The following is a 22,570-nucleotide window of genomic DNA, read 5'->3' on the forward strand; positions in this document are numbered from 1 at the left end:
GCGAGGCGATCATTCCACGGCCTTGACCATGTCCTCGACGACCTTCTTCGCGTCGCCGAAGACCATCATGGTCTTGTCCATGTAGAACAGCTCGTTGTCCAGGCCCGCATAGCCGCTGGCCATGGAGCGCTTGTTGACGATGACCGTCTTGGCTTTGTAGGCCTCGAGAATCGGCATGCCAGCGATCGCCGACTTCGGATCGGTCTTCGCCGCCGGGTTGACCACGTCGTTGGCGCCGAGCACCAGCACCACGTCGGCCTGGCCGAACTCGGAGTTGATGTCGTCCATCTCGAACACCTGCTCGTAAGGCACCTCGGCCTCCGCCAGCAGCACGTTCATATGGCCCGGCATGCGCCCGGCGACCGGGTGGATCGCGTACTTCACGGTCACGCCCATGTGCGTCAGCTTCTCGGCCAGTTCCATCAGCGCGTGCTGCGCGCGGGCCACCGCCAGGCCGTAGCCGGGAACGATGATCACGGTGTCGGCGTTGGTCAGCAGGAAGGCGGCGTCGTCGGCCGAACCGGACTTCACGTTGCGCTCAAGCTGCGCGCCCGCCGGGCCGCCGGCATCGGCGTCGGCACCGAAGCCGCCGAGGATCACGTTGAAGAACGAGCGGTTCATCGCCTTGCACATGATGTACGAGAGGATTGCGCCGCTCGAGCCTACCAGCGAGCCGGCGATGATCAGCATCGAGTTGTTCAGCGAGAAGCCGATGCCGGCGGCTGCCCAGCCCGAGTAGCTGTTGAGCATCGACACCACCACCGGCATGTCCGCACCGCCGATGGGGATGATGATCAGCACGCCGATGACGAACGCCAGTGCCACCAGGATGGCAAAGGCGGTCAGGTTGCCGGTGAAGGTGTAGACCAGGCCCAGGCCGAGGATCGCCAGGCCGACGGCCAGGTTGACCATGTGCTGGCCCTTGAATACCACCGGGGCACCCTGGAACAGGCGGAACTTGTACTTGCCGGACAGCTTGCCGAAGGCGATCACCGAACCGGAGAAGGTGATGGCACCGATGGCCGCGCCGAGGAACAGTTCCAGGCGGTTGCCCACCGGAATCGCGTAACCCATCTGCTCGACGATACCCAACGACTGCGGCTCGACCACCGCGGCGATGGCGATGAACACCGCGGCCAGGCCGATCATGCTGTGCATGAAGGCGACCAGCTCGGGCATCTTGGTCATCTCGACGCGCTTGGCCATGATGGTGCCGACGCTACCGCCGATCAGCAGGCCGACGAGCACGTAGCCGATGCCGGCGGTGGCCAGCTCGCTGCCGAGCTTGAAGATCAGGCCGACCGTGGTGAGCATCGCCAGCCCCATGCCGATCATGCCGAATAGGTTGCCGCGTCGTGAGGTGGTGGGGTGGGACAGCCCCTTCAGTGCCTGGATGAAGCACACCGAGGCGACCAGATAGAGCAGGGTGATCAGGTTCATGCTCATGGCTTACTTGCCCTCCGCCTTGGCCGCACTGCGGTCCTTCTTCTTGAACATTTCCAGCATGCGGCGGGTGACCAGGAAGCCCCCGAACACGTTGACCGCGGCCAGCGCCACGGCCAGGGTGCCCATGGCCTTGCCCAGCGGGGTGACGGTGAGCGCGGCGGCCAGCATGGCGCCGACGATAACGATCGCCGAGATCGCGTTGGTGACCGCCATCAGCGGGGTGTGCAGGGCCGGGGTGACGTTCCAGACCACGTGGTAGCCGACGTAGATCGCCAGCACGAAGATGATCAGGTTGTAGATGCCGTCTGAAATCAGATCCATGTTCGCGTCTCCCTTAACCGTTGGTCCGCACGACCTGGCCGTCGCGGCACATCAGGCACGCGGCGACGATGTCGTCTTCGAGGTTGAGCTGGAACTGGCCGTCCTTGTCGATGACCAGCTTGAGGAAATCCAGCAGGTTGCGGGCGTACAGCGCCGAGGCGTCGGCCGCGACCAGCGTCGCCAGGTTGGCGTGGCCGACGATGGTCACACCGTGGCGCACCACCACCTGATCGATCTCGGTCAGTGGGCAGTTGCCGCCGTGGCCGGCTGCCAGATCGACGATCACCGAGCCGGGCTTCATCTGCTCGACAGTGGCTTCCTGCAGCAGCGTCGGCGCCTTGCGGCCCGGAATCAGCGCGGTGGTGATGACGATGTCCGACTGCAGCGCACGCTGGTGCACCGCCTGGGCCTGACGCGCCATCCACGAAGCCGGCATCGGCCGCGCATAGCCGCCAACGCCTTCGGCGCATTCGCGTTCCTCGTCGGTCTCCAGCGGCACGTCGACGAACTTGGCGCCGAGCGATTCGATCTGCTCCTTCACCGCCGGACGCACGTCCGAAGCCTCGACCACTGCACCCAGGCGTTTGGCCGTGGCGATGGCCTGCAGCCCGGCGACACCGGCACCGAGGATCAGCACGCGTGCGGCCTTCACCGTACCGGCAGCAGTCATCAGCATCGGCATGAAGCGCGGGTAGTGATGGGCGCCGACCAGCACCGCCTTGTAACCGGCGATGTTGGCCTGCGACGACAGCACGTCCAGGCTCTGCGCCCGGGACGTACGCGGCGCGGCTTCCATGGCGAACGCAGTGATGCCGCGGGCGGCCATGCGCGCGATGCATTCGTTATCGAAGGGGTTGAGCATGCCCAGCAGCACGCTGCCGGACTGCATCTGCGCCAGTTCCGCATCGTCCGGCGCATTGACCTTCAGCACCAGCTCGGCGGCGAAGGCCGCGGCGGCATCGCCGATGGTTGCGCCGACCGCTTCATAGGCGCTGTCCGGCACGCTGGAAAGCAACCCGGCGCCGCTTTGCAGCGTCACCCGGTGCCCTTGGCCGATCAGTTTCTTGACGGTTTCCGGGGTTGCGGCGACGCGCGTCTCCCCAGAGTGGGTTTCGAGAGGAACACCGATGTGCATTGTTGTTGTTCTCCTGCGTGATCATGACCAGTGCTGCGGCGAACCGCGCACCGACGTGCTTTTCACCCGTCCGCTGCTCTGGCGGGCGGGGTTTGGAACAGGTGAAGCCCGCTAAGCGATGCGCAAAAACCGATCGCCCGGCGCGGCATTCTGCAAGTCTTAAAAAAATCAAACAACTGTTTCAATCAAACGATTGTATTTGACGCATCAGTCGCAGGATGACTGCCTGTTTTCCGCGCTTCGCTGCAGATTGCGTCCTGTTTGGCTCTGCGTACGACCAAAATGTCCTCGCCGGGCACACGACGCGCCGCATCATGAATGACGCGCCATTGACGGGGTATTCGTCCGCGGTGCCATGCGCCTGCGACCTTGGTGCCGAATTAAGTCGAGTTGTGCGGGAAAAACACGCACCCGTTGAAATGTCATCCAATCCTTGTAGTCCAACTAGGCTGGTTGGACCCGATTGGAGTGTTTCGAACGCGGTGACGTCGGGTCGCTGCGTATCGCTGGTGGAGCTGCACGATGCCCGAACTCGATGTAAACGAAGTCACCACGCTGCTCGAACAGCCGGCCCAGCGGCGCCTGCCGTTCGCCTTCGCGCGGCGACATGGCGTGATCCTGCTGGAGCGTGGCGGCGAGATGCGCCTGGGCCTGCGCGAGGGCGCCGCGCTGACGGCGGTGCAGGAGGCGCAGCGGGTGGTCGGCATGCGCCTGGCGATGCAGTGGCTGCCGCAGGCGGATTTCGATCAGGCGCTAGGTGCGGCCTATCAGCACGACTCTTCCGCGGCGATGTTGATGGTCGAGGGGCTGGGCAACGACCTGGACTTGGCCAGCCTGGCCGATCAGATCCAGGAAACCGAGGATCTGTTGGAGCAGGAGGACGACGCGCCGATCATTCGCCTGATCAACGCCATCCTCGGCGAGGCGATCAACGAGAACGCCTCGGATATCCATATCGAAACCTTCGAGAAGCGCCTGGTGATCCGCTTTCGCGTCGACGGCATCCTCCGTGAAGTGGTGCAGCCCAAGCGCGAGCTGGCGGCATTGCTGGTATCGCGGATCAAGGTGATGGCCAAGCTGGACATCGCCGAGAAGCGCATCCCGCAGGACGGGCGTATCTCGCTGCGGGTTGGCGGTCGGGAAGTCGACATCCGCGTCTCCACGCTGCCCTCGGCCAATGGCGAGCGGGTGGTGTTGCGTCTGCTCGACAAGCAGGCCGGGCGCCTGACCTTGCGTCATTTGGGCATGAACGAGCAGGACCGCGACCACCTGGAGCAGGCGGTGAAGAAACCGCACGGGATCATTCTGGTCACCGGCCCCACCGGGTCGGGTAAGACCACCACGCTCTACGCCGCGCTGACCACCCTCAACGACCGCACCCGCAACATCCTCACCGTCGAGGACCCCATCGAGTACCACCTTGAAGGCATTGGCCAGACCCAGGTCAACACCAAGGTCGACATGACCTTCGCCCGCGGGCTGCGCGCCATCCTGCGTCAGGACCCGGACGTGGTGATGGTCGGCGAGATCCGAGATCAGGAAACCGCCGACATGGCGGTGCAGGCCTCGCTGACCGGCCACCTGGTGCTTTCCACGCTGCACACCAACAGCGCCATCGGCGCCGTCACGCGCCTGGTGGACATGGGCGTCGAACCGTTTCTGATTTCCTCGTCGCTGCTTGGCGTGCTGGCCCAGCGCCTCGTGCGGGTGTTGTGCAATGACTGCAAGCGCGCCTATGTCGCCGATACCGCCGAGTGTGCGCTGCTGGGTGTGAGTCCCGACGATGCGCCGACGCTGTATCACGCCGAAGGCTGCGAGCAGTGTCGCGGGCTTGGCTATCGTGGGCGTACCGGCATCTACGAGCTGGTGTTGTTCGACGATGCCCTGCGCACGATGGTGCACACCCGTGCGAGTGAGCAGGACATGCTGCGTCATGCCCGGGTGCTGGGCCCCAGCATCCGCGACGACGGCCTGCGCAAGGTGCGCGAAGGCGTGACCACCATTGAGGAAGTGCTACGGGTGACGCGTGAGGAGTGAAGGGATGAGGTTGTTTTCGGCTCGCCTGGAGAGGCATCTGCGGCCCGGCTGCTGGTGCGTCATGGCGCCATTCGCGGCCAAGGCGGCTCCCATGGCTGTGCGGTGCCTGCGTGGGAGCGCTCTTGACCGCGAATCGCCAGTGTTGGGAATCGCCTGATGGCTGCCTTCGAATACCTTGCCCTCGACCCGCGTGGCCGCGAGCAGAAGGGCCTGATCGAAGCCGACAGCCCGCGCCAGGCACGGCAGTTGCTGCGCGAAAAGCAGTGGGCGCCGCTGGAGGTGAAGCAGGCCAAGTCCAAGGAAGACGTCAGCCGCGGCGGCCTTAGTTTCGGTCGTGGCCTGTCGGCGCGGGATCTGGCGTTGGTCACCCGGCAGCTGGCGACACTGGTGCAGGCTGCGCTGCCGATCGAGGAAGCCCTGCGCGCGGCGGCGGCGCAATCCACCTCGGCGAAGATCAAGTCGATGCTGCTGGCCGTGCGTGCGCGAGTGATGGAAGGCCACAGCCTGGCCGCGGCGCTGCGCGAATATCCGTCGGCCTTTCCCGAGCTCTACCGCGCCACCGTGGCGGCCGGCGAACATGCCGGCCATCTCGGGCTGGTGCTCGACCAGCTGGCCGACTACACCGACCAGCGTCAGCAATCGCGGCAGAAGATCCAGCTGGCGCTGCTCTATCCGGTGATCCTGATGGTCGCCTCGCTGGCCATCGTCGTGCTGCTGCTCGGCTACGTGGTGCCGGACGTGGTCAAGGTGTTCGTCAACACCGGGCAGGAACTGCCGGCGCTGACCCGCGGGCTGATCGCCACCAGCGACGTGGTGAAGAACTGGGGCTGGCTGATCGTGCTCGGCATCATCGCCGCCTTGATGGCCATGCGTGCGGCATTGCGCGACCCGGCGCTGCGCCTGCGCTGGCATGCGTTCATTCTGCGGATACCGCTGATTGGTCGGCTGAGCCGGGCGACCAATACCGCGCGCTTCGCCTCGACCCTGGCGATCCTCACCAAGAGCGGCGTGCCGCTGGTGGAGGCGCTGTCCATCGCTGCCGCGGTGATCGCCAACCTGCGCATCCGCGAGCGGGTGGTGGAGGCGGCGCAGAAGGTGCGCGAGGGCAGCAGCCTGACCCGCGCGCTGGACGCCACCGGCGAATTCCCGCCGATGATGCTGCACATGATCGCCAGCGGCGAGAAATCCGGTGAACTGGATCAGATGCTGGCGCGAACCGCGCGCAATCAGGAGAACGACCTCGCCGCCCAGGTGTCTTTGCTGGTCGGCCTGTTCGAACCGTTCATGCTGGTGTTCATGGGGGCTGTGGTGCTGGTCATCGTGCTGGCGATCCTGATGCCGATCCTCTCTCTCAACCAACTGGTGGGGTAACGACAATGAAGTTGCAACGACGTACGCAAGGGGGCTTCACCCTCATCGAAATCATGGTGGTGGTGGTCATCCTCGGCATCCTCGCCGCGCTGGTGGTGCCGCAGGTGATGAGCCGGCCGGACCAGGCCAAGGTTACCGTGGCCAAGGGCGATATCAAGGCCATAGCCGCCGCGCTGGACATGTACAAGCTGGACAATTTCGCCTACCCGAGCACCCAGCAGGGGCTGGATGCGCTGGTGAAGAAGCCTTCCGGCAACCCGCAGCCGAAGAACTGGAACCGCGATGGCTATCTCAAGCGTCTGCCCAAGGACCCATGGGGCAACGACTACCAGTACCTCTCGCCGGGCACCCAGGGTCAGTTCGACCTCTACTCCTTTGGTGCCGACGGCAAGCCCGGAGGCAGCGACCTCAATGCCGACATCGGTAACTGGGACCTCTAATCGATGCGGCAGCGCGCCCGCGCTTTCACGCTGATCGAACTGCTGGTGGTCATCGTCCTGCTGGGCATTCTGGTCAGCGTGGCGGTGCTCAGCGTTGGCGGCTCGAGTGGCTCGCGCGAGCTGCGTGACGAGGCACGGCGACTGGCTGCGCTGATCGGCGTGCTCAGCGACGAGGCGGTGCTCGACAGCCGCGAATACGGCCTGCTGGTCAACAGCGAGGGTTATCGCGTGCTGCGCTACGATGAAGTAGCAACGCGCTGGCTGGAAGTCGAGCGGCGCAAGGTGCACAAGGTGCCGGAATGGATGCGCCTGGATCTGGAGCTGGACGGTACGCCGCTGGAACTGGTGGCCCCTACCCAGCGCCAGGACGACCGCGCCGGGCTGTCCCGAGACAGCGAGCGAACGGCACGCCGCGCACCACGGCTGGAGCCGCAGTTGCTGATCCTTTCCAGTGGCGAGCTTTCGCCGTTCAGCCTGCGCCTGTCCGAACGCCAGCAGCGCGGCGGTGGCTGGCTGGTCACCAGTGACGGCTTCCGTCTGCCTGAGGCGAAAGTCATCGAGGACAGGCGATGAGCAGACGCCTGGCCAGGGCCGGCCGTGGCTTCACCCTGCTCGAAGTGCTGGTGGCACTGGCGATCTTCGCCAGCGTGTCGGCCGTGGTGCTCACCGCTGCCGGCCGCAGCCTTACCAATGCTGGGCGGCTGGAGGAACTGACTCTGGCCGGCTGGATCGCCGACAACCGCATCAGCGAACTGCAGTTGCAGCAGATTCCTCCCTCCATTGGCCGTGAGACCCAGGAGGTGGATTACGGCAGCCGCAAGTGGCAAACGCTCAGCGAAATCGAGACCAGCGCCGACCCTGGCCTGCTCCGTGTCACCGTCTGGGTCGCGCTGCAGACGCCGCGCGGGCGCAGCGGCTCGGTGTCTGAGCGAGCGGTGACCAGCCTCACCGGCTTCATTGCGGTCGGCCCGGGAGTGGCGCGCCAATGAACGCTCGCCCGCGCGACTGCGCCGGTTTCACCCTGCTCGAACTGCTGATTGCCATCGCCCTGTTCGCGCTGCTTGGCCTCGGCACTTACCGCATGCTCGAAGCGGTGCTGCAGAGCGATGAGGCTGTGCGCGCCCAGGAGCTGCAGTTGCGCGAACTGAGCCGTGCGGTGTGGGCCTTCGAACGCGACCTGCAACAGGTGATCGGACGCCCGATACGCGATGGCTTCGGTGACGAGCGCAACGCATTTATCGGCCAGCTGGGTGGCGAGGATGGCGCGCCGGTGCTGGAGCTGACCCGCGCCGGCTGGCGCAATCCCACCGGCTTGCGGCGCGCCAATCTGCAGCGGGTGCGCTGGCGCCTGGCCGGGCAGAATCTGGAGCGCGTCTATTGGGTCGTGCTGGACCGCGACGTCGACAGCGAGCCGCGCGTGCAGCGGGTGCTGGAGAACGTGCAGGGCCTGCAGTTGCGCTATCTGGACGAGGAGGCCGTGTGGCACGAGGAGTGGCCACCGTTCGACTTCGGTCGCGGCAGCCCGGAGGACGCAGCCGAGCGCCTGCCGGTCGGGCTCGAACTGAGTCTGGAACACGCGCGCTATGGGCGCGTTACGCGTGTGCTGCGACTGCCTGATGCGGCAACGCAGGCCGCGCAGCAAGCACTGCCCGGCGCTGAGGGTGTACCCGAGCCGTTCGAAGGGGAGATGCCGCAGTGAGGCGTGAGCGCGGAGTGGCCTTGATTACCGTGCTGCTGGTGGTGGCCATCGTCACCGTGGTCAGCGCGGCGATGGTGGCGCGCCAGCAGCTCAGCATCCGTGCCAGCAGCAACCAGCTGCAGGCGCGCCAGGCTTGGCACTACGCCCTGGGCGGTGAGGCGCTGGCGCAGGCCATGCTGGCCCGTGACCTGCGGTCCGCCGCCGGTGGCGAGCCGGGCGCAAGTGGTGAGGCAGCGGCCGTCGATCATCTGCTCGAGCCCTGGGCGCAGCCGCTGCCAGCGTTCGAGATCGATCAGGGCGAGATTCTGGTACGCATCGAAGATCTGGCCGGGCGCTTCAACCTCAATGACCTGCTGCGTGATCAACAGCCTAACCCCGCAGCGGTCGAGCAGTTCCGCCGCCTGCTGCTGCGCCTGCAGATCAGCGCGCCCTACGCTGAACGCCTGCTGGACTGGCTCGACCCGGACCAGCAACCGAGCGGCGAATATGGCGCCGAAGACAACGCCTATCTCGCGCTCGATCCGCCATATCGCAACGCCGGACGCCGGCTGCATGACTTGTCCGAACTGCGCCTGCTGCTGGACATGCGCGAAGAGGACTTCCAGCGCCTGGCACCCTATGTCGCCGCGCTGCCGCCCAACGTGCCGCTTAACGTCAACACGGCAAGCCCGATGGTGCTCTCCAGCCTGAGCGACAACCTCAGCCTCGGCGCTGCCGAGTCGCTGGTCGAGCTGCGCCGCGTCGCACCGTTTCGCAACAGCGCAGCGTTTCTCGCGCAGCCGGCCATGGCCGGGACTACGTTGCAGGGCACTGCGCTGGCGGTTGGCAGTCAATTCTTTCAGGCCACCAGCGAAGTGCGCCTGGGCGATCGCCGGCTGGCGCTGGTCAGCCTGTTGCAACGCGAGCAGGACGGCAGCGTGCGCGTGCTCGCGCGAAATCTTGGCCAGCCTGCCCGGTTGGCTCGCTCATCCGATGGAGAACGCTAGATCATGGATTGCCTGTTTCTGCCCGCCGACAGCCCTGCCAGGCTCGATGGCGATACGCGTGTCTATTGGCTGCCCAAGGACGGCCCTGGCCGCTGGCAGCCCCTGGCCGACTGCAGCGGTGGCAGTGGCGCGATCAGCCTGATTCTGCCGGCCGAAGTCTGCAGCTTTTTCGCCGTCACTCTGCCGACCCGCAAGGCGCGCTGGATGCAGCAGGCGCTGGCCTACGCCGCCGAGGAGTTGCTTGCCGAAAACGTCGACGATCTGCATCTGGCGCTTGGTGAAACGCTGCCCGATGGCCGCCAGCGCGTCGTGGCGATCCGTCGCCAGCTGCTGGCCGGCTGGTTGGAGCAGCTGCGCGAGCTGGGGCTGCTGATCGTGGCGATCCACGTCGATGCCGATCTGCTGCCGCGGGAAGACGCACAGCTGCTGTTCATCGGCGAGCGTGGTTTGCTCGGCGGTGTCGGCGAGACGCGGCTGGCTTTCGCCACTCAGGATTGGCCGCAGCTTTCCGGCCTTTGCCCAGCGCCCTGGCACGCCCAGGGCAGCGAAAGCGAGCCGCCGCTGGCGCTCGACGGCTATCGGCAAGTGGATGATCCGTATGCCTTTCTCGTCGCCCAGCGCGCGGTGGCAGTCAATCTGGCTCAGGGCGACTTCGCCGTCGAGGTCGGCAACACCGGCCTCGGCTACTGGAAACCGCTGTTTGCCGTCGCCGGGCTGATCCTGCTGGTGCAGCTGGGTTTCAATCTAAGCCAGGCCTGGTACTTCCAGCGCCAAGGCGATGCCTATGCCGAGGCCAGTCTGGCGCTGTATCGAGAGTTGTTCCCGGAGGACATCCGGATCGTCAACATGCGCGCACAATTCGATGATCACCTGGCGCGCGGCAGCGGCGGGCAGGCGGGCTTCCTGCGCCTGCTCGACCACGCTGCCGCAGCGCTGGAGGACGGCATTCCGGTCACCATCGGTCAGCTCGACTACAACCAGGATCGTGGCGATCTGGCGCTTCAGGTGCAGGCGATGGATTTCGCCACCCTGGAAACCCTGCGTCGGCGGCTGGGTGAGGCCGGCCAGAGTGTGCAGTTGGGATCGGCCAGTCGCGAAGGTGACGGCGTGAGTGCCCGCGTGGTGATCGGAGGCTGATGATGAATCTCAAGCAACAATTGGCTGTGCGTCTCGCCGATTCGCCGCTGTGGCAGCGCTGGCAACGGCTGGCGCCCCGCGAGCGCACCTCGCTGAGCCTGCTCGGCGCTTTCCTGCTCGCGGTGCTGTTCTACCTCTGGCTGTGGCTGCCGGCGCAACGCCAGGCCGCCGACGCCCGCGAGTACTACCAGGCGCAGCGCGAGATGCATGCCTACATGGAGCAGAACACCGAGCTGGCGCGGCAGATGGAGCGTAGCAATCAGGTCGAACTGGCGCCGGAGCAGCTGCAAGGGGTGATCACCGAAAGCGCGCAGCAGGGCAATCTACTGATCGAGAGCTTCGACAATGGCAGCGACGGTAGCCTCCAGGTGAGTCTGCCGGCGGCGTCTTATGCGCTGCTGCTGCGTTGGTTCGACACGTTGCAGGGTCAAGGGGTGAGTGTCGCCGACGTCAGCCTGGAGCGTGCAGGGGAGGGGCTGGTCAATGCGCGGGTGAGCTTTCGAGCGGGAGGGTGAGAGGCTTGGTAGCCGTCACCGGGTCGGCACGTTCTGGTGCAGACCCGGCGGTGAGGGCTATCAGTGCGGCGGGTTGAACTGCATGGCCAATGCACGCAATGCGGCCTCTGCGGCAAGTACCTTGGATATCGCATCATCGGCCTTTTCACGGCTGATGCCGAGACGATCGAACAGCTGCTGCGGCACATCGCTGACCGGCTCCCCGCCGATGCCACGGCTGCGCAGCAGGCGCACGGCCAGACAGACCAGGTTCGGATAAGCCGAGTGTTCGCCTGCGTAGTTCGGATCGCTCTGAAAGCGCAGGGCGACCGCGAGTTCTTCAGGCATGCCCCACAGACGCATCAACCAGGCGCCGATCTGTTCGCGGGTGATACCCAGCAGGTGCTGCTCGACGTGGCTATGCGACAGGTGCGGGTTGGCTTCCAGATGTCGACAGATCAGCGAGAAATGCGGTGGGAAGACGTGGGCCAGCACCAGGTAGCCGAAACTGTGCAGCAGTCCGGCGAGGTAACTCAGGCCGGGCTCTGGGCGTTGTTCACGGGGAATGGCGCGGGTCAGCCCCTCTATCACGGCGGCGGTATAGATCGCCTGTTGCCAATAAGGTGTGGCGTCCTGTGGCTTGTCCTTGGGTAGGCTCAGCGTTTTGCCCAGCGCGAGGCCTAGGGCAAGGTTGATTACCAGGTCGAAGCCCAACACGCGAACGATGGCGTCTTCCACTGAGCGAATGCGCCCGGGCGCTGCGTAATAGGGTGAGGCCGCCCAACTGATCACCTGCGCCGCCAGTGCCGGGTCGGTTTCCACCACGCCGGTGATGTCGTCGACGGTGGCATCGGGATTGACCCGCAGCTTGATGATCTTCTGCGCCGTGTGCGGTAGCGGAGGAATCTCGATGGTCTCTTCCAGGCGCTTCTGGATACGTCGTGCGGTGAAGCTCTGCACCGCCTGGCTGATCTCTGCGCGGTCGTCGTCCGGACGGTCCAGGTTCGGCTGGATGCTGCTCAGCGGCACGGCGAAGCTACCTGCTGTAGCCTTGCTCAGCATGCGTTTGAAGTCGCCACTGGCGACCTCTACCAGCAGCCCAGGCTGGCCGGACTCCACCAGCAGCCGTGGCTGTTGCATCAGGCTCTCTTCATACAGGCAGGGCGAGCTGGTCAGCGGCGGCAGGCCAGGCAGGCGGCTCAGTTGGTGCTTGCCCAGCATCCGGGCCAGTCGCTCCGGCTTTACAGCTGCCAGCTCGCGGCCGGTAAGCTCGGCCAGGCGCGCGAGATCGAGCAGATGGTTCTGGGGGAAGAGCACCAGCATGGCGCCGATGCTGTCGTCCAGCAGCACTGCCTGAACCCGTTGGGCTGCGGGAAAATTGGGGCGATCGCGCTGGATCTGATAACTCACACCGAGGTCTTTCAACAGCTTGGTGATCAGCAGGGGCAGTTCGGAGCAGCTTTCGGTGTCGACAGCAGAATTCATATGCGGACCCGTTATAGTGACCTGCCCGAGTATAGCGAAGCCGTCAGGCACGGACGTTGTGGCGACGAATGGTTGTCATACCTGGCCGTATTCCTGGCCATGACGCAGCCAACGCTCGAGCAGCGGGCTGACATGCTGCGGCCAGCGCGCCAACAGCTCCTGCGCGGCATCGCGTACCGCCGGGAGCAGCTCTGCATCGCGCATCAGGTCGGCGACCTTGAACTGCAAGAGGCCGGTCTGGCGGGTGCCGAGCATCTCGCCGGGGCCTCGCAGCTCCAGGTCCTTTTCGGCAATCAGGAAGCCGTCGCAGGTCTCGCGCATGATCGCCAGCCGCTCGCGGCCCAGTTGTGACAGCGGCGGATGGTACAGCAGCACGCAATGACTTGCCGCACTGCCGCGGCCGACCCGCCCGCGCAGCTGGTGCAGCTGGGCGAGGCCGAGGCGTTCCGGGTTTTCGATGATCATCAGGCTGGCGTTGGGCACGTCGACGCCTACCTCGATCACCGTGGTGGCAACCAACAGCTGCAGCTCGCCGCGCTTGAACTGCTCCATCACCGCGGCCTTCTCGGCCGGCTTCATGCGCCCGTGGATCAGCCCGACACGTAGCCCGACGAGTGCTGCCGAAAGGTCCTCGAAGGTGGTTTCCGCGGCCTGACAGGTCAGCTCCTCGGATTCCTCGATCAGGGTGCACACCCAGTACGCCTGGCGCCCCTCGTTGCAGGCGATGCGTACCCGCTCGATCACCTCCAGGCGGCGGCTGTCGGCAATCACCAGGGTGTTGACCGGCGTGCGGCCCGGCGGCAGTTCGTCGAGGATCGAGGTGTCGAGATCGGCGTAGGCGCTCATCGCCAGAGTGCGGGGGATGGGCGTGGCGGTCATGATCAGCTGGTGCGGGCAGAGCCTGCCGTCGATCCCCTTCTGACGCAGGGCCAAGCGCTGCTGTACGCCGAAGCGGTGCTGCTCGTCGATGATCACCAGCGCCAGGCGCTTGAACACCACTTCGTCCTGGAATAGCGCATGGGTGCCGACCACCATCGGTGCGCCGCCGGCGATCTGTTCCAGCGACACGGCGCGGGCCTTGCCCTTGAGCTTGCCGGCAAGCCAGGCGACCTCGATGCCGAGTGGTTCGAGCCACTTGCTGAAGTTGAGGAAGTGCTGCTCGGCGAGAATCTCGGTGGGCGCCATCAGCGCCACCTGGTAGCCGGCTTCCAGCGCCTGCAAGGCGGCGAGGGCGGCGACCACCGTCTTGCCGGCACCAACGTCACCCTGCACCAGGCGCAGCATGGGCTCGTCCTGGGTCAGGTCATAGGCGATCTCGGCGCCGACGCGTTGCTGCGCGCCGGTGGGGCTGAAACCTAGGTTGGCGAGAAAGCGCTGCGGCAAGGCTTTCGCCGGTGGCAGCGCCGGTGCCTGCTGGGCGCGTACCCGCTCGCGCAGGCGCTGCAGCGACAGCTGATGGGTCAGCAGCTCTTCGAAGGCCAGGCGATGCTGTGCCCAGTGACGGCCTTCGGCGAGTTCTTCCAGATTGGCGTCGGCCGGTGGCCGGTGCAGGTAACGCAACGCTTGGTCCAGCGGGCCGAGGCGATAATCACGGGCCAGTTCGGCGGGCAGCCAATCTGGCAGGCTGTGCGGGCCGAGACGGCTTAGCGCCTGCTCGCTGAGGTTGCGCAGGCGCTGTTGGGTCAAGCCTTCTGTGGTCGGGTAGATCGGCGTGAGGGTCTGCTCCACCGGCGCCGGCTCGCCGGTCAGCGCACGGTATTCCGGGTGGTAGATCTCCAGTCCCGAGGCACCGGGACGTGCCTCGCCATAGCAGCGCAGCTGGGTGCCACGTTTCATGGCCTCCTTCTGCGCCTGGCTGAAATGGTAGAAGCGCAGGCTCAGGGTGCCGCTGCCGTCCTGCAGGCGCACCAGCAGGCTACGACGGCGGCCCATGACGATATCGGCGCCGGACACCACGCCTTCGATCACCGCATCCTGCCCCGGCCGCAACGCACCGATGGGCACCACGCGGGTGCGGTCCTGGTAGCGCAGCGGCAGGTGGAAGAGCACGTCCTGCAGGGTTTCCAGGCCGACCCTGGCGAGCTTCTCGGCCAGTGCGGCCCCGACGCCCTTGAGTGCGGTGACCGGGACGGTCGCCAGTTCGCTCATGGCCTCAGGATTTCGCCGCCGTCGGTTTGCCCACCGAGCACAGGCGAATCGAGTCGGCGAGGATTTCGATGGCCTTCGGCCGTGGGAAGCTGGCGCGCCAGGCGATTGCGACGGTACGGAACGGTACCGGCGGCGTCAGCGGGCGGATTTCCAGCACGCCGGGGGAGTAATGGTGGCTCTCTACTGCCGACAGCGGCAGGATCGATACGCCCAGGCCCGAGGCGACCATGTGGCGGATGGTTTCCAGCGAACTGGATTCGACGGTGGTGTGGCTCGGCGCCTCGCCCTTGCGGGTGGTTGGGCAGGCTTCGAGTACCTGGTCGCGGAAGCAGTGGCCTTCTCCGAGCAGCAGCAGGCTCTTGTCGTTGAGCATCTCGGCGTTGATGGTTTCCTTCGCTGTCCACGGATGGTCGGCTGGCATCAGCACGTAGAACGGCTCGTCGTAGAGCGGCTTGGTCAGCACATCGGCCTCCTGGAACGGCAGCGCGATGATGATCGCGTCCAGTTCGCCGGTGCGCAGCTTGTCGCGCAGGATGTGGGTGAAGTTCTCTTCGATGTACAGCGGCATGTCCGGCGCCACGCGGTGCAGCTGCGGAATCAGGTGCGGAAACATGTAAGGGCCGACGGTGTAGATGGCGCCGACCTTGAGCGGTGCGGCCAGCTGGTTCTTGCCGACCTGGGCCAGCTCGCGAATGCTTTGCGCCTGCTCCAGCACCTTCTGTGCCTGGGTGACGATGCCTTCGCCGACTGGCGTCAGGCGCACCGCGCTCTTGGTGCGCTCGAAGATCAGCACACCAAGCTCGTCCTCGAGCTTCTTGACCCCGACCGATAGCGTCGGCTGACTGACGTGGCAGCGTTCGGCCGCGCGGCCGAAGTGCTGTTCCTGGGCAAGGGTGACGATATAGCGCAGTTCGGTCAGAGTCATAGTCAGCATCCATCAATGTGCCGGCAAGCATAGCCTTTTGCGCAGCGTAGAACCAACCGGTCGGCCAGGCTTCGAAAGTGGGTACACTCCGTTTTATACGGCCCGCGTGGCGGGTACTACCTGAGGGAGCAGAACATGGGCAAGCGCCTTAGCGTATTGATTGCAGGCTGCGGGGACCTAGGCAGTCGTCTCGGTCTGCAACTTAGCCGGGACGGCTGGACGGTGTACGGTCTGCGGCGCAACGCCGCGGAGCTCGCGGTGCCGATCCTGCCGGTCAACGGAGATCTCTCCGAACCTGCCTGTCCGCGTAGCTGGCCCAAGGGAGGGCTGGACTATCTGGTTTATGCGTCGTCGGCCACCGAGCACGACGAAGCCGGTTATCGGCAGGCCTATGTGGAGGGGCTGCGTAATGTCCTTGGCTGGTTGCAGCAGCATGGCCAGCAGCCGCGGCGGCTGGTGTTCGTCTCCAGTACCGGCGTCTACGCCCAGCGTGATGGCCAGTGGATCGATGAGAATTCGGCCACTGAGCCCACCGGTTTCACGGGGCAGGTGATGCTCGAAGCCGAGCAATTGGCGCTCGATAGCGGCCTGCCAGTTACGCGTGTGCGCCTGGGCGGGCTGTACGATCCGTCGCGACCCTGGCTGCAGAATCAGGTGCGCGCCGGCCTGCGTGTCGAGCGTGATCCGCCGCAGTACAGCAACCGCATCCATCGCGACGATGCCGCCGGTCTGCTGGCGTTTCTGCTGCAGAGCGACGCCGGTGGCGCTGTGCTGGAGGATTGCTACCTGGGCGTCGATGACGACCCGGCGCCACTGCATGAGGTGGTTGACTGGCTGCGGGACCGTCTGGGCGTCACCCACTGGGCCGAACAGAGCATGAACCGCCGTGCCGGCAGCAAGCGCTGCAGTAATGCCCGCGCCCGTGCGCTGGGCTGGAAGCCCCGGTTCCCCAGCTACCGGGATGGCTACGCCTCGTTGGGTCGCAATAGGCACTAGGCAATGCAGCCCGTCGGTAATCGGGCAACTCTCGTGCGGCGCTGCTTACTAAAACCCTGACAGCACGCCGCACCGACAGAGGAGCAACAGCGAGGCAGCAAAGGAGAATCACCGAGACGGCGTTTCCGAAACCCGACAGGAGATTGTCCATGAGAGCCCTCCGCTGGCACGGCAAGCACGACATCCGCTGCGACAACCACGTCCCCGATCCCTCCATCGAAGACCCGCGCGACGCCATCATCAAGGTCAGTTCCTGCGCCATCTGCGGCTCCGACCTGCACCTCTATGACGGCTTCATGCCCGGCATGCAGCACGGCGACATCATGGGCCACGAGTTCATGGGCGAGGTGATGGAAGTCGGCTCGGCGAACAAGAAGCTCAAGGTCGGCGACCGCGTGGTGGTGCCGTTCACCATCGTCTGCGGCGAGTGTGACCAGTGCCGGCGCGGCAATTTCTCGGTGTGCGAGCGCACCAACCGCAACAAGGACATCGCCGACAAGGTCTTCGGCCACACCACTGCTGGTCTCTACGGCTACACCCACCTCACCGGCGGCTATGCCGGCGGCCAGGCCGAGTACGTGCGCGTGCCCTATGCCGATGTCGGCCCGGTGGTGATCCCCAACGGCCTGACGGACGAGCAGGTGCTGTTTCTCGGCGACATCCTGCCCACCGGCTGGCAGGCCGCGGCGCAGTGCGATATCCAGCCCACCGACACGGTGGCGGTATGGGGCGCCGGGCCGGTCGGCCAGTTCGCCATCCGCAGCGCGGTGATGATGGGTGCCGAGCAGGTCATCTGCATCGACAACGTGCCCGAGCGGCTGTCGATGGCCCGCGCAGGCGGCGCCATCACCATCAACTTCGACGAAGAGAGCGTGCTTGAACGGCTCAAGGAACTGACCCGCGGCAAAGGCCCGGAGAAGTGCATCGACTCGGTGGGCATGGAGGCGCACGCCGCGCGATCGATCGACTCCATGTACGACCGCGCCAAGCAGGCGCTGATGCTCGAGAGCGACCGGCCGCACGTGCTGCGCGAGATGATCTACGTCTGCCGCCCGGCCGGCATCATTTCGATTCCCGGCGTCTACGGCGGGCTGATCGACAAGATCCCGTTCGGCGCGGCGATGAACAAGGGCCTGACCTTCCGCATGGGCCAGACCCACGTCAATCGCTGGACCGACGACCTACTTAGGCGCATCCAGGAAGGCGAGATCGATCCGAGCTTCGTCATCACCCACAGCGTCAGCCTCGAGCAGGGGCCGGAGATGTACAAGACCTTCCGCGACAAGCATGACGGCTGCATCAAGGTCGTTCTCAAACCCTGAAGCCTGCAGATCGCCAATCCCTAAAGTAGGGATCGGCCGAGCCACATTATCGAGCGAGGAGACTTCATGAGCATTCCACGTCAAGTCACCCGGCCCAACCATTCCGCGCGCACGCTGGCGCGGGGGCTGGGCTGGTTCAGTATCGGTCTGGGCGTTGTTCAGCTCGTCGCACCGCGGCAGGTCGCACGCTTTATCGGCATGTCCGGCAGCGAGGGGTTGGTCCGTGTCTGCGGGCTGCGCGAGATTGCCACCGGCGTCGGCATCCTGCTGGCGGATGATCCGAGACCCTGGATCTACGGTCGTATCGGCGGCGATGCGCTGGACCTGGCCGGCCTCGGCTGGAGCATCGAGCACGGCAACGAGCCAGCCAATGCCGCCATCGCCGCCGGAGCGGTGGCCGGTATCACCGCGCTGGATCTGAGCTGCGCCAAGGGCCTGGATGCCGAGCAGGTGCCGTCGGTGGAGTGGGACTACAGCGACCGCAGCGGATTCCCCGGCGGTACTGCGCAGATGCGTGGCAGCGTCGAGGCCGAGTTCGCTGCCGCGCGGGCCGAACCCAACGGCTATTCGCCATCGCTTCACTGAGCTGAAACTCGAGGTCGATCGGGCCATTGCCTGATCGACCTCGAGCGCGACGATCCGCCGCATTTGCTATGGTGGCCGGCCGTTTCGGTCGCAGCCCTGTGCCGCGCCGCCAGTTTGCAGATGAGAGTCCATGTCTTCGGTCGTCAATGTCGTCCTGCCCGTCTTTGCGCTGATCCTGCTCGGTTACCTGTGCCGTCGTAGCGGGCGGATGGGGCCTGCCGGCGCTTCCGAACTCAACCGTTTCGTGGTCTGGCTGGGCCTGCCGGCGCTGCTGTTCAGTGTGGTCGCGACCTCGACCTGGGAGCAGCTCTGGCAACCGGGCTTTATCGCCGCGTTCGCCATCGGCTGCCTCGGCGTGTTCGCCTTCACGCTTGCGTATCGCATGGTGCAGAAGCAGCCGCTGGTCGACGCCAGCCTGGACGCGCTGGGTGCGTCCTACGCCAACACCGGCTATGTCGGGATTCCGCTGTGCATGCTGGTGCTCGGCGACGAGGCGCTGCAGCCGGCGATGGTCGCCTCGATCGTGGTGGTCTGCGTGCTGTTCGCCATCGCCCTGGCCTGCGTCGAGACCGGACTGCATGCCGGGCAGGGCGTGTCGCGCACGCTGGGGAAGGTCAGCAGTGCACTGGCGCGCAATCCGCTGGTTATAGCGCCCATGCTCGGTGCACTCTGGGCGGCGAGCGGTCTGCAGTTGCCCGTGCCGCTGGCGACCTTGCTCAAGCTGCTGGGCGCGGCGGCAGCGCCCTGCGCGCTGGTTTCGCTGGGGTTGTTCCTCGCTCAGCCACAGCCGGGAGGCAGGGTGCAGGGCGTGTGGCCGCTGGTGGGGCTGAAGCTGGTGGTGCAGCCGTTGATCACCTGGTATCTGGCTTTTCAGGTATTCGAGCTGCCGACGCTGTGGGCCTATTCGGCATTGCTGCTCGCCGCGCTGCCGACCGGGACCGGCCCGTACATGCTTGCCGAGTTCTATGGGCGCGAGGGCTCGCGGGTGTCACGGGTGGTGCTGCTGTCGACGCTGGGTTCGCTGATCACCCTGTCACTGATTCTGGTGCTGTTGCCGGTCTGATATGCGCGCTCACTTGCGCGTGGATAAGCCTGCGGCGTTATCCACCCTACGCCTGGCCGGTCGTAGGGTGGATGGCCACCCCGTGGAAAAGCGCGAAGCGTTTCCACGCGGGAACGTTCAGCTCGCCGCCCGCGTCACTTCCAGCACCACGGCAGCGATGCGATCGCACTGGGTATAGGCCCCGCCAAGCAGCTCCTCGCCAAATACGTCCGGGTCGATCTCGCGGTAGCCCCATTGCAGGTCGGTACGCTCGAGGCGCTGGCGCACTTCGGCCAGGAAGGGGTCCTGGTTGTCGATCATGGCGACCCCGGTGTACAGCAGCAGCGTGCCGCCCGGCGCCAGCCGGCCCAGTGCCGCGTCGAGAATCGCCAGCGACAGACCAGCCCCCAGCGGGCCGCCGCCGTGGCGGTAGGCGCGCTGATCGGAATCGACCAGATAGGGCGGATTAGCCAGGACCAGATCGAACTCGCCTTGCGCGTTGCTCAGCAGGTCACTGTGTTCTGCACGTACGTTGTCCACACCGGCCAATGCCGCATTGATGCGGGTCAGACGCAGCGCTTGTGGGTTGATGTCCACCGCCAGCACTTCGGCTTGCGGCCGCGCCAGTGCGGTGAGAATGGCGCCGGCGCCTGAGCCGCAGCCGATGTCCACCACGCGGCGGATCTCGCCGGTATGTTGATTTAGATGGCTGCAGATGGCGCTGGCGAAGCGGTAGGTGTCCGGCCCGAAGAACACCGCATCGCTGGCTTCGGTGGGAAAGGCCGAATGCAGGAACAGCTGTCCGTCTAGGCTGGACAGGCGCACCTTGGAACGCCAGCGCGAGCCATAGGGCTCCAGTACGTCGGCCTGATCCATCAGGCTGAACAGCGGCGGTGGCAGCAGTTCGTGCTGGAACGGACGACTCCAGCCGAAAACCCCTGGCAGGTCGTCGGCGAGTGCATTTTCCGGGCGCTGATTGACCCGTTCATGGGTCAAGGGCGTGGGGGTGATGAAGTGATAGCCGCGATCGCGCAGGGCCTGGCCCAAGTGCAGCAGCGCGCGGTCCTGCGCGTTTTCCATGGTCATCGTCGCTTTCCTTGATAGTGCCTTCAGTTGAACAGTCCGTTGAACAGCCGCGTGGCCAGCAGGCCGGCGGCGGTGTGGTGACGCTGCGGGGCCAGCAGCGGTAGCAGTAGGCGCATGCGAGCGGCGCGATCAGGCAGACGCGCCACCTGTTGTTCGAGCAGCTGCAGTTCTTCGTCGAAATCGTTACTGCTGGCGACTTCCACTGGTTGCGGGGCGCTGGGCCCCTGCGGCGCGCGTCGGGCGTTGAACAGCGCTTGTCTTTGCAGCAGGGCTCCGCGCGGGCTGCGCTTGCCATCGGCCTGCCAATCCCCAGCGATCCAGTCGTGGATCATCTGCTGTTCGTAGAGGCTGAATACCCCGAACATTGGCGCCTGTTCGCCGACAATCAGTTGCCAGAAGCGACTTTCCTGCGGGTCGTGGCCGCGTTTGATCCAGCCGCGCTTGTCCAGCACCGCGAGGAACTGCTCGACGTCCTCGGCCAGCCACTGATTGACCGTGCGGCCCTCGAAACGGCAGTAGTCGGAATGCACGAACTGGCCTACGGCGGCCTTCTTCTCGAGAATGCGCTGCACTTCGCGAGGCAGGTCGAAGTCGCCGATCACTGAGGTGGTGCTGGCGCCGAGGTCGTTGAGGCGGTAGCCGGTGCGCACCCGTCGATAAAACTCCGCGCTGTCGCCAACGAGCGGCAGGGCGTCCAGTAGGCCCTGAACGGCCTTTTTCGCATGGCCGTTGTCGGCGTTGTCGACGGTGACGTGCAGGGTGAAGTAATAGGGATCGATGCCCAGCTCGGTCAGCTCGTAGGAGGTGATCAGCAGGTGCAGCGGCAGCTGTTCGTAACCCAGGTTGAAGCCGATCACTTCCGGCAGGAACTGCTCGGCATGTTCGGCCAGTGCGAGCTGGATGGCGCCTTGGACGAAGTGGTCTTCATCAAGATCCTGCCAGTCGTCGCAGCCTTGGCTGGCCAATAGCTTGCGGTAGAGCACCACGTGGTTCTTTTCCGGCAGGCCTTCGCCGAGCTCTTCCAGATAGGTCTGGATCAGCGCGGTGAAGCGCGCATCGTCCCAGCGCTGCAGCAGGCCATAGAGCCAGGCGCCATCGACCAGCTTGGTCGGCGCCACGCCGCGCAGGAAGTGCAACGCATGGGCCTTGCTGGCGAAATAGCGGCGCGGACCGCCGGCACGGCGCTGCTCGAGATAGGCCTGGTACTGAAGGCCGACTGCTTCGGTGCGCTGCAGCACCCAGGCGTCCAGACCGGCGGGGTCCGCCGGCAGGTCGCAGGGCAGGGCGGCGGCCGCTTCGAGCTGGGTGCGTAGGTAATCGGCGGCATTCTCCCGCGCGTGCTGGTCGACCTCGCGGACGAGGGCGAAGTACAGCGCCCGTGACGGCTGTTCCGGCTCCGGGTTGATGGCAGGGGTGCTCGGCAGGCTGCGGGAAGTCAGTTGCATGATTCTGTTCTATGGCAGTTCCAGTTGAGTTTTGGCTGCCGCGCTGCTGGTTTAGTTCAGCTGCCCCGCCGAGTGGCCATTGGTCCAGAAAGCCGGGCTAACGCTGCAACTTCCGAGCGCGCGGCTCTTTCTACACTTACCAGGCACCCCGGATCGGCCGGGGTTTCGACAGCGAACGAGGAGTGCGTATGAGCGAGAACGAACCGGGCCGCGAGAGCATCGAGTCCATCGATCAGAGCGGTGCTGCCCACGAACAGAACCCCGAAACCACCTCGACCCAGGGTGAGATTGCTGGCGGCGATGAGAGCGACGTCCCGGGTGGCGCCTACAACGTGCCGCCGGGGCTGGCCGAGGAGGTGAGCGACGAAGAGGCACTGCCCGATGGCGAGCAGCCGGAGCGCTGAACGCGCGCGGGGTGATCGACGTCACGCTCGACGCGGTTGCCGGGCGTTGATGCCGCCATCGGCGTA

At 65.6% G+C, this 22,570-nt stretch carries 22 protein-coding genes; 14 read left to right on the forward strand and 8 right to left on the reverse strand.

Annotated features, from left to right (window positions below; translation table 11 throughout):
- Positions 1 to 9: 9 nt before the first annotated feature.
- From AAEZ08_RS07995 to AAEZ08_RS08005, 3 genes are read right to left on the reverse strand one after another with little or no spacing between them, the layout of a single operon-like run.
- Positions 10 to 1,446, reverse strand: a complete 1,437-nt coding sequence (locus tag AAEZ08_RS07995) for an NAD(P)(+) transhydrogenase (Re/Si-specific) subunit beta (protein ID WP_058063347.1) — start codon at positions 1,444 to 1,446, stop codon at positions 10 to 12.
- A gap of 3 nt (positions 1,447 to 1,449) precedes the next feature.
- Positions 1,450 to 1,767: an NAD(P) transhydrogenase subunit alpha part 2 gene (locus tag AAEZ08_RS08000; RefSeq protein WP_003284152.1), complete on the reverse strand. Its 318-nt coding sequence runs from the start codon at positions 1,765 to 1,767 to the stop codon at positions 1,450 to 1,452.
- Between the two features lie 13 nt (positions 1,768 to 1,780).
- Positions 1,781 to 2,902: a Re/Si-specific NAD(P)(+) transhydrogenase subunit alpha gene (locus tag AAEZ08_RS08005; protein ID WP_003284149.1), complete on the reverse strand. Its 1,122-nt coding sequence runs from the start codon at positions 2,900 to 2,902 to the stop codon at positions 1,781 to 1,783.
- Between the two features lie 522 nt (positions 2,903 to 3,424).
- Here AAEZ08_RS08005 and gspE point away from each other — a divergent pair.
- The 9 genes from gspE (at position 3,425) to AAEZ08_RS08050 (ending at position 11,087) form a co-directional block, all read left to right on the forward strand.
- Positions 3,425 to 4,939 carry a type II secretion system ATPase GspE gene (gene gspE / locus AAEZ08_RS08010; protein WP_399867778.1) on the forward strand — a complete coding sequence of 505 codons (1,515 nt, stop codon included), beginning with the start codon at positions 3,425 to 3,427 and terminating at the stop codon, positions 4,937 to 4,939.
- Between the two features lie 156 nt (positions 4,940 to 5,095).
- A complete protein-coding gene (gene xcpS, locus AAEZ08_RS08015) occupies positions 5,096 to 6,310 on the forward strand; it encodes a GspF family T2SS innner membrane protein variant XcpS (RefSeq protein ID WP_058063350.1) in 1,215 nt (404 codons plus the stop codon).
- A 5-nt stretch (positions 6,311 to 6,315) separates the two neighbouring features.
- A complete protein-coding gene (gene gspG, locus AAEZ08_RS08020) occupies positions 6,316 to 6,750 on the forward strand; it encodes a type II secretion system major pseudopilin GspG (protein ID WP_003284145.1) in 435 nt (144 codons plus the stop codon).
- Between the two features lie 3 nt (positions 6,751 to 6,753).
- Complete coding sequence (gene gspH, locus AAEZ08_RS08025; RefSeq protein WP_500124034.1) at positions 6,754 to 7,323, forward strand: type II secretion system minor pseudopilin GspH; 570 nt, start codon at positions 6,754 to 6,756, stop codon at positions 7,321 to 7,323.
- Positions 7,320 to 7,739: a type II secretion system minor pseudopilin GspI gene (gene gspI / locus AAEZ08_RS08030; RefSeq protein ID WP_500124036.1), complete on the forward strand. Its 420-nt coding sequence runs from the start codon at positions 7,320 to 7,322 to the stop codon at positions 7,737 to 7,739. Before gspH ends, gspI begins: the two co-directional genes overlap by 4 nt.
- A complete protein-coding gene (gene gspJ / locus AAEZ08_RS08035; protein ID WP_500124038.1) occupies positions 7,736 to 8,449 on the forward strand; it encodes a type II secretion system minor pseudopilin GspJ in 714 nt (237 codons plus the stop codon). The genes gspI and gspJ overlap by 4 nt, the downstream gene beginning before the upstream one ends.
- Complete coding sequence (gene gspK / locus AAEZ08_RS08040) at positions 8,446 to 9,435, forward strand: type II secretion system minor pseudopilin GspK (protein WP_003284139.1); 990 nt, start codon at positions 8,446 to 8,448, stop codon at positions 9,433 to 9,435. Before gspJ ends, gspK begins: the two co-directional genes overlap by 4 nt.
- Before the next feature lie 3 nt (positions 9,436 to 9,438).
- A complete protein-coding gene (gene gspL / locus AAEZ08_RS08045) occupies positions 9,439 to 10,572 on the forward strand; it encodes a type II secretion system protein GspL (RefSeq protein ID WP_500124040.1) in 1,134 nt (377 codons plus the stop codon).
- A complete protein-coding gene (locus AAEZ08_RS08050; protein WP_003284136.1) occupies positions 10,572 to 11,087 on the forward strand; it encodes a type II secretion system protein M in 516 nt (171 codons plus the stop codon). Before gspL ends, AAEZ08_RS08050 begins: the two co-directional genes overlap by 1 nt.
- A gap of 60 nt (positions 11,088 to 11,147) precedes the next feature.
- Here the strand turns inward: AAEZ08_RS08050 and AAEZ08_RS08055 are convergent, their stop codons facing one another.
- The 3 genes from AAEZ08_RS08055 to AAEZ08_RS08065 all read right to left on the reverse strand — a co-directional run bounded on the left by AAEZ08_RS08055 (position 11,148) and on the right by AAEZ08_RS08065 (position 15,624).
- Positions 11,148 to 12,551, reverse strand: coding sequence for an aminoacyl-tRNA deacylase and HDOD domain-containing protein (locus AAEZ08_RS08055; protein ID WP_500124041.1), 1,404 nt, complete (start codon positions 12,549 to 12,551; stop codon positions 11,148 to 11,150).
- A 75-nt stretch (positions 12,552 to 12,626) separates the two neighbouring features.
- Positions 12,627 to 14,699 (reverse strand): ATP-dependent DNA helicase RecG, encoded by a 2,073-nt coding sequence (gene recG / locus AAEZ08_RS08060; RefSeq protein WP_058063356.1) that lies wholly within the window; start codon positions 14,697 to 14,699, stop codon positions 12,627 to 12,629.
- Positions 14,700 to 14,703: 4 nt separating this feature from the next.
- Positions 14,704 to 15,624: a hydrogen peroxide-inducible genes activator gene (locus AAEZ08_RS08065; protein ID WP_003284133.1), complete on the reverse strand. Its 921-nt coding sequence runs from the start codon at positions 15,622 to 15,624 to the stop codon at positions 14,704 to 14,706.
- Between the two features lie 135 nt (positions 15,625 to 15,759).
- Between AAEZ08_RS08065 and AAEZ08_RS08070 the strand changes: the two genes are divergently transcribed.
- The 4 genes from AAEZ08_RS08070 to AAEZ08_RS08085 all read left to right on the forward strand — a co-directional run bounded on the left by AAEZ08_RS08070 (position 15,760) and on the right by AAEZ08_RS08085 (position 19,590).
- Positions 15,760 to 16,620: an SDR family oxidoreductase gene (locus AAEZ08_RS08070; RefSeq protein WP_500124042.1), complete on the forward strand. Its 861-nt coding sequence runs from the start codon at positions 15,760 to 15,762 to the stop codon at positions 16,618 to 16,620.
- Positions 16,621 to 16,769: 149 nt separating this feature from the next.
- Positions 16,770 to 17,942, forward strand: coding sequence for a zinc-dependent alcohol dehydrogenase (locus AAEZ08_RS08075; RefSeq protein WP_003284130.1), 1,173 nt, complete (start codon positions 16,770 to 16,772; stop codon positions 17,940 to 17,942).
- A gap of 66 nt (positions 17,943 to 18,008) precedes the next feature.
- Positions 18,009 to 18,527 (forward strand): transcriptional regulator, encoded by a 519-nt coding sequence (locus AAEZ08_RS08080; RefSeq protein ID WP_200596644.1) that lies wholly within the window; start codon positions 18,009 to 18,011, stop codon positions 18,525 to 18,527.
- Between the two features lie 130 nt (positions 18,528 to 18,657).
- Positions 18,658 to 19,590, forward strand: coding sequence for an AEC family transporter (locus tag AAEZ08_RS08085; RefSeq protein ID WP_500124044.1), 933 nt, complete (start codon positions 18,658 to 18,660; stop codon positions 19,588 to 19,590).
- A gap of 117 nt (positions 19,591 to 19,707) precedes the next feature.
- Here AAEZ08_RS08085 and AAEZ08_RS08090 read toward each other — a convergent pair whose 3' ends face one another.
- Both AAEZ08_RS08090 and AAEZ08_RS08095 read right to left on the reverse strand, forming a co-directional pair.
- Positions 19,708 to 20,655 carry a methyltransferase gene (locus AAEZ08_RS08090; protein WP_200596639.1) on the reverse strand — a complete coding sequence of 316 codons (948 nt, stop codon included), beginning with the start codon at positions 20,653 to 20,655 and terminating at the stop codon, positions 19,708 to 19,710.
- 23 nt (positions 20,656 to 20,678) lie between these two features.
- Positions 20,679 to 22,100: an iron-containing redox enzyme family protein gene (locus AAEZ08_RS08095; RefSeq protein ID WP_500124045.1), complete on the reverse strand. Its 1,422-nt coding sequence runs from the start codon at positions 22,098 to 22,100 to the stop codon at positions 20,679 to 20,681.
- Between the two features lie 188 nt (positions 22,101 to 22,288).
- Between AAEZ08_RS08095 and AAEZ08_RS08100 the strand changes: the two genes are divergently transcribed.
- Positions 22,289 to 22,504, forward strand: coding sequence for a hypothetical protein (locus AAEZ08_RS08100; RefSeq protein ID WP_084902900.1), 216 nt, complete (start codon positions 22,289 to 22,291; stop codon positions 22,502 to 22,504).
- Positions 22,505 to 22,570 lie beyond the last annotated feature (66 nt).

This window comes from Pseudomonas sp. E45-MNA-CIBAN-0222 (genome assembly GCF_040310405.1).
GTDB classification, from domain to species: domain Bacteria; phylum Pseudomonadota; class Gammaproteobacteria; order Pseudomonadales; family Pseudomonadaceae; genus Stutzerimonas; species Stutzerimonas stutzeri_AC.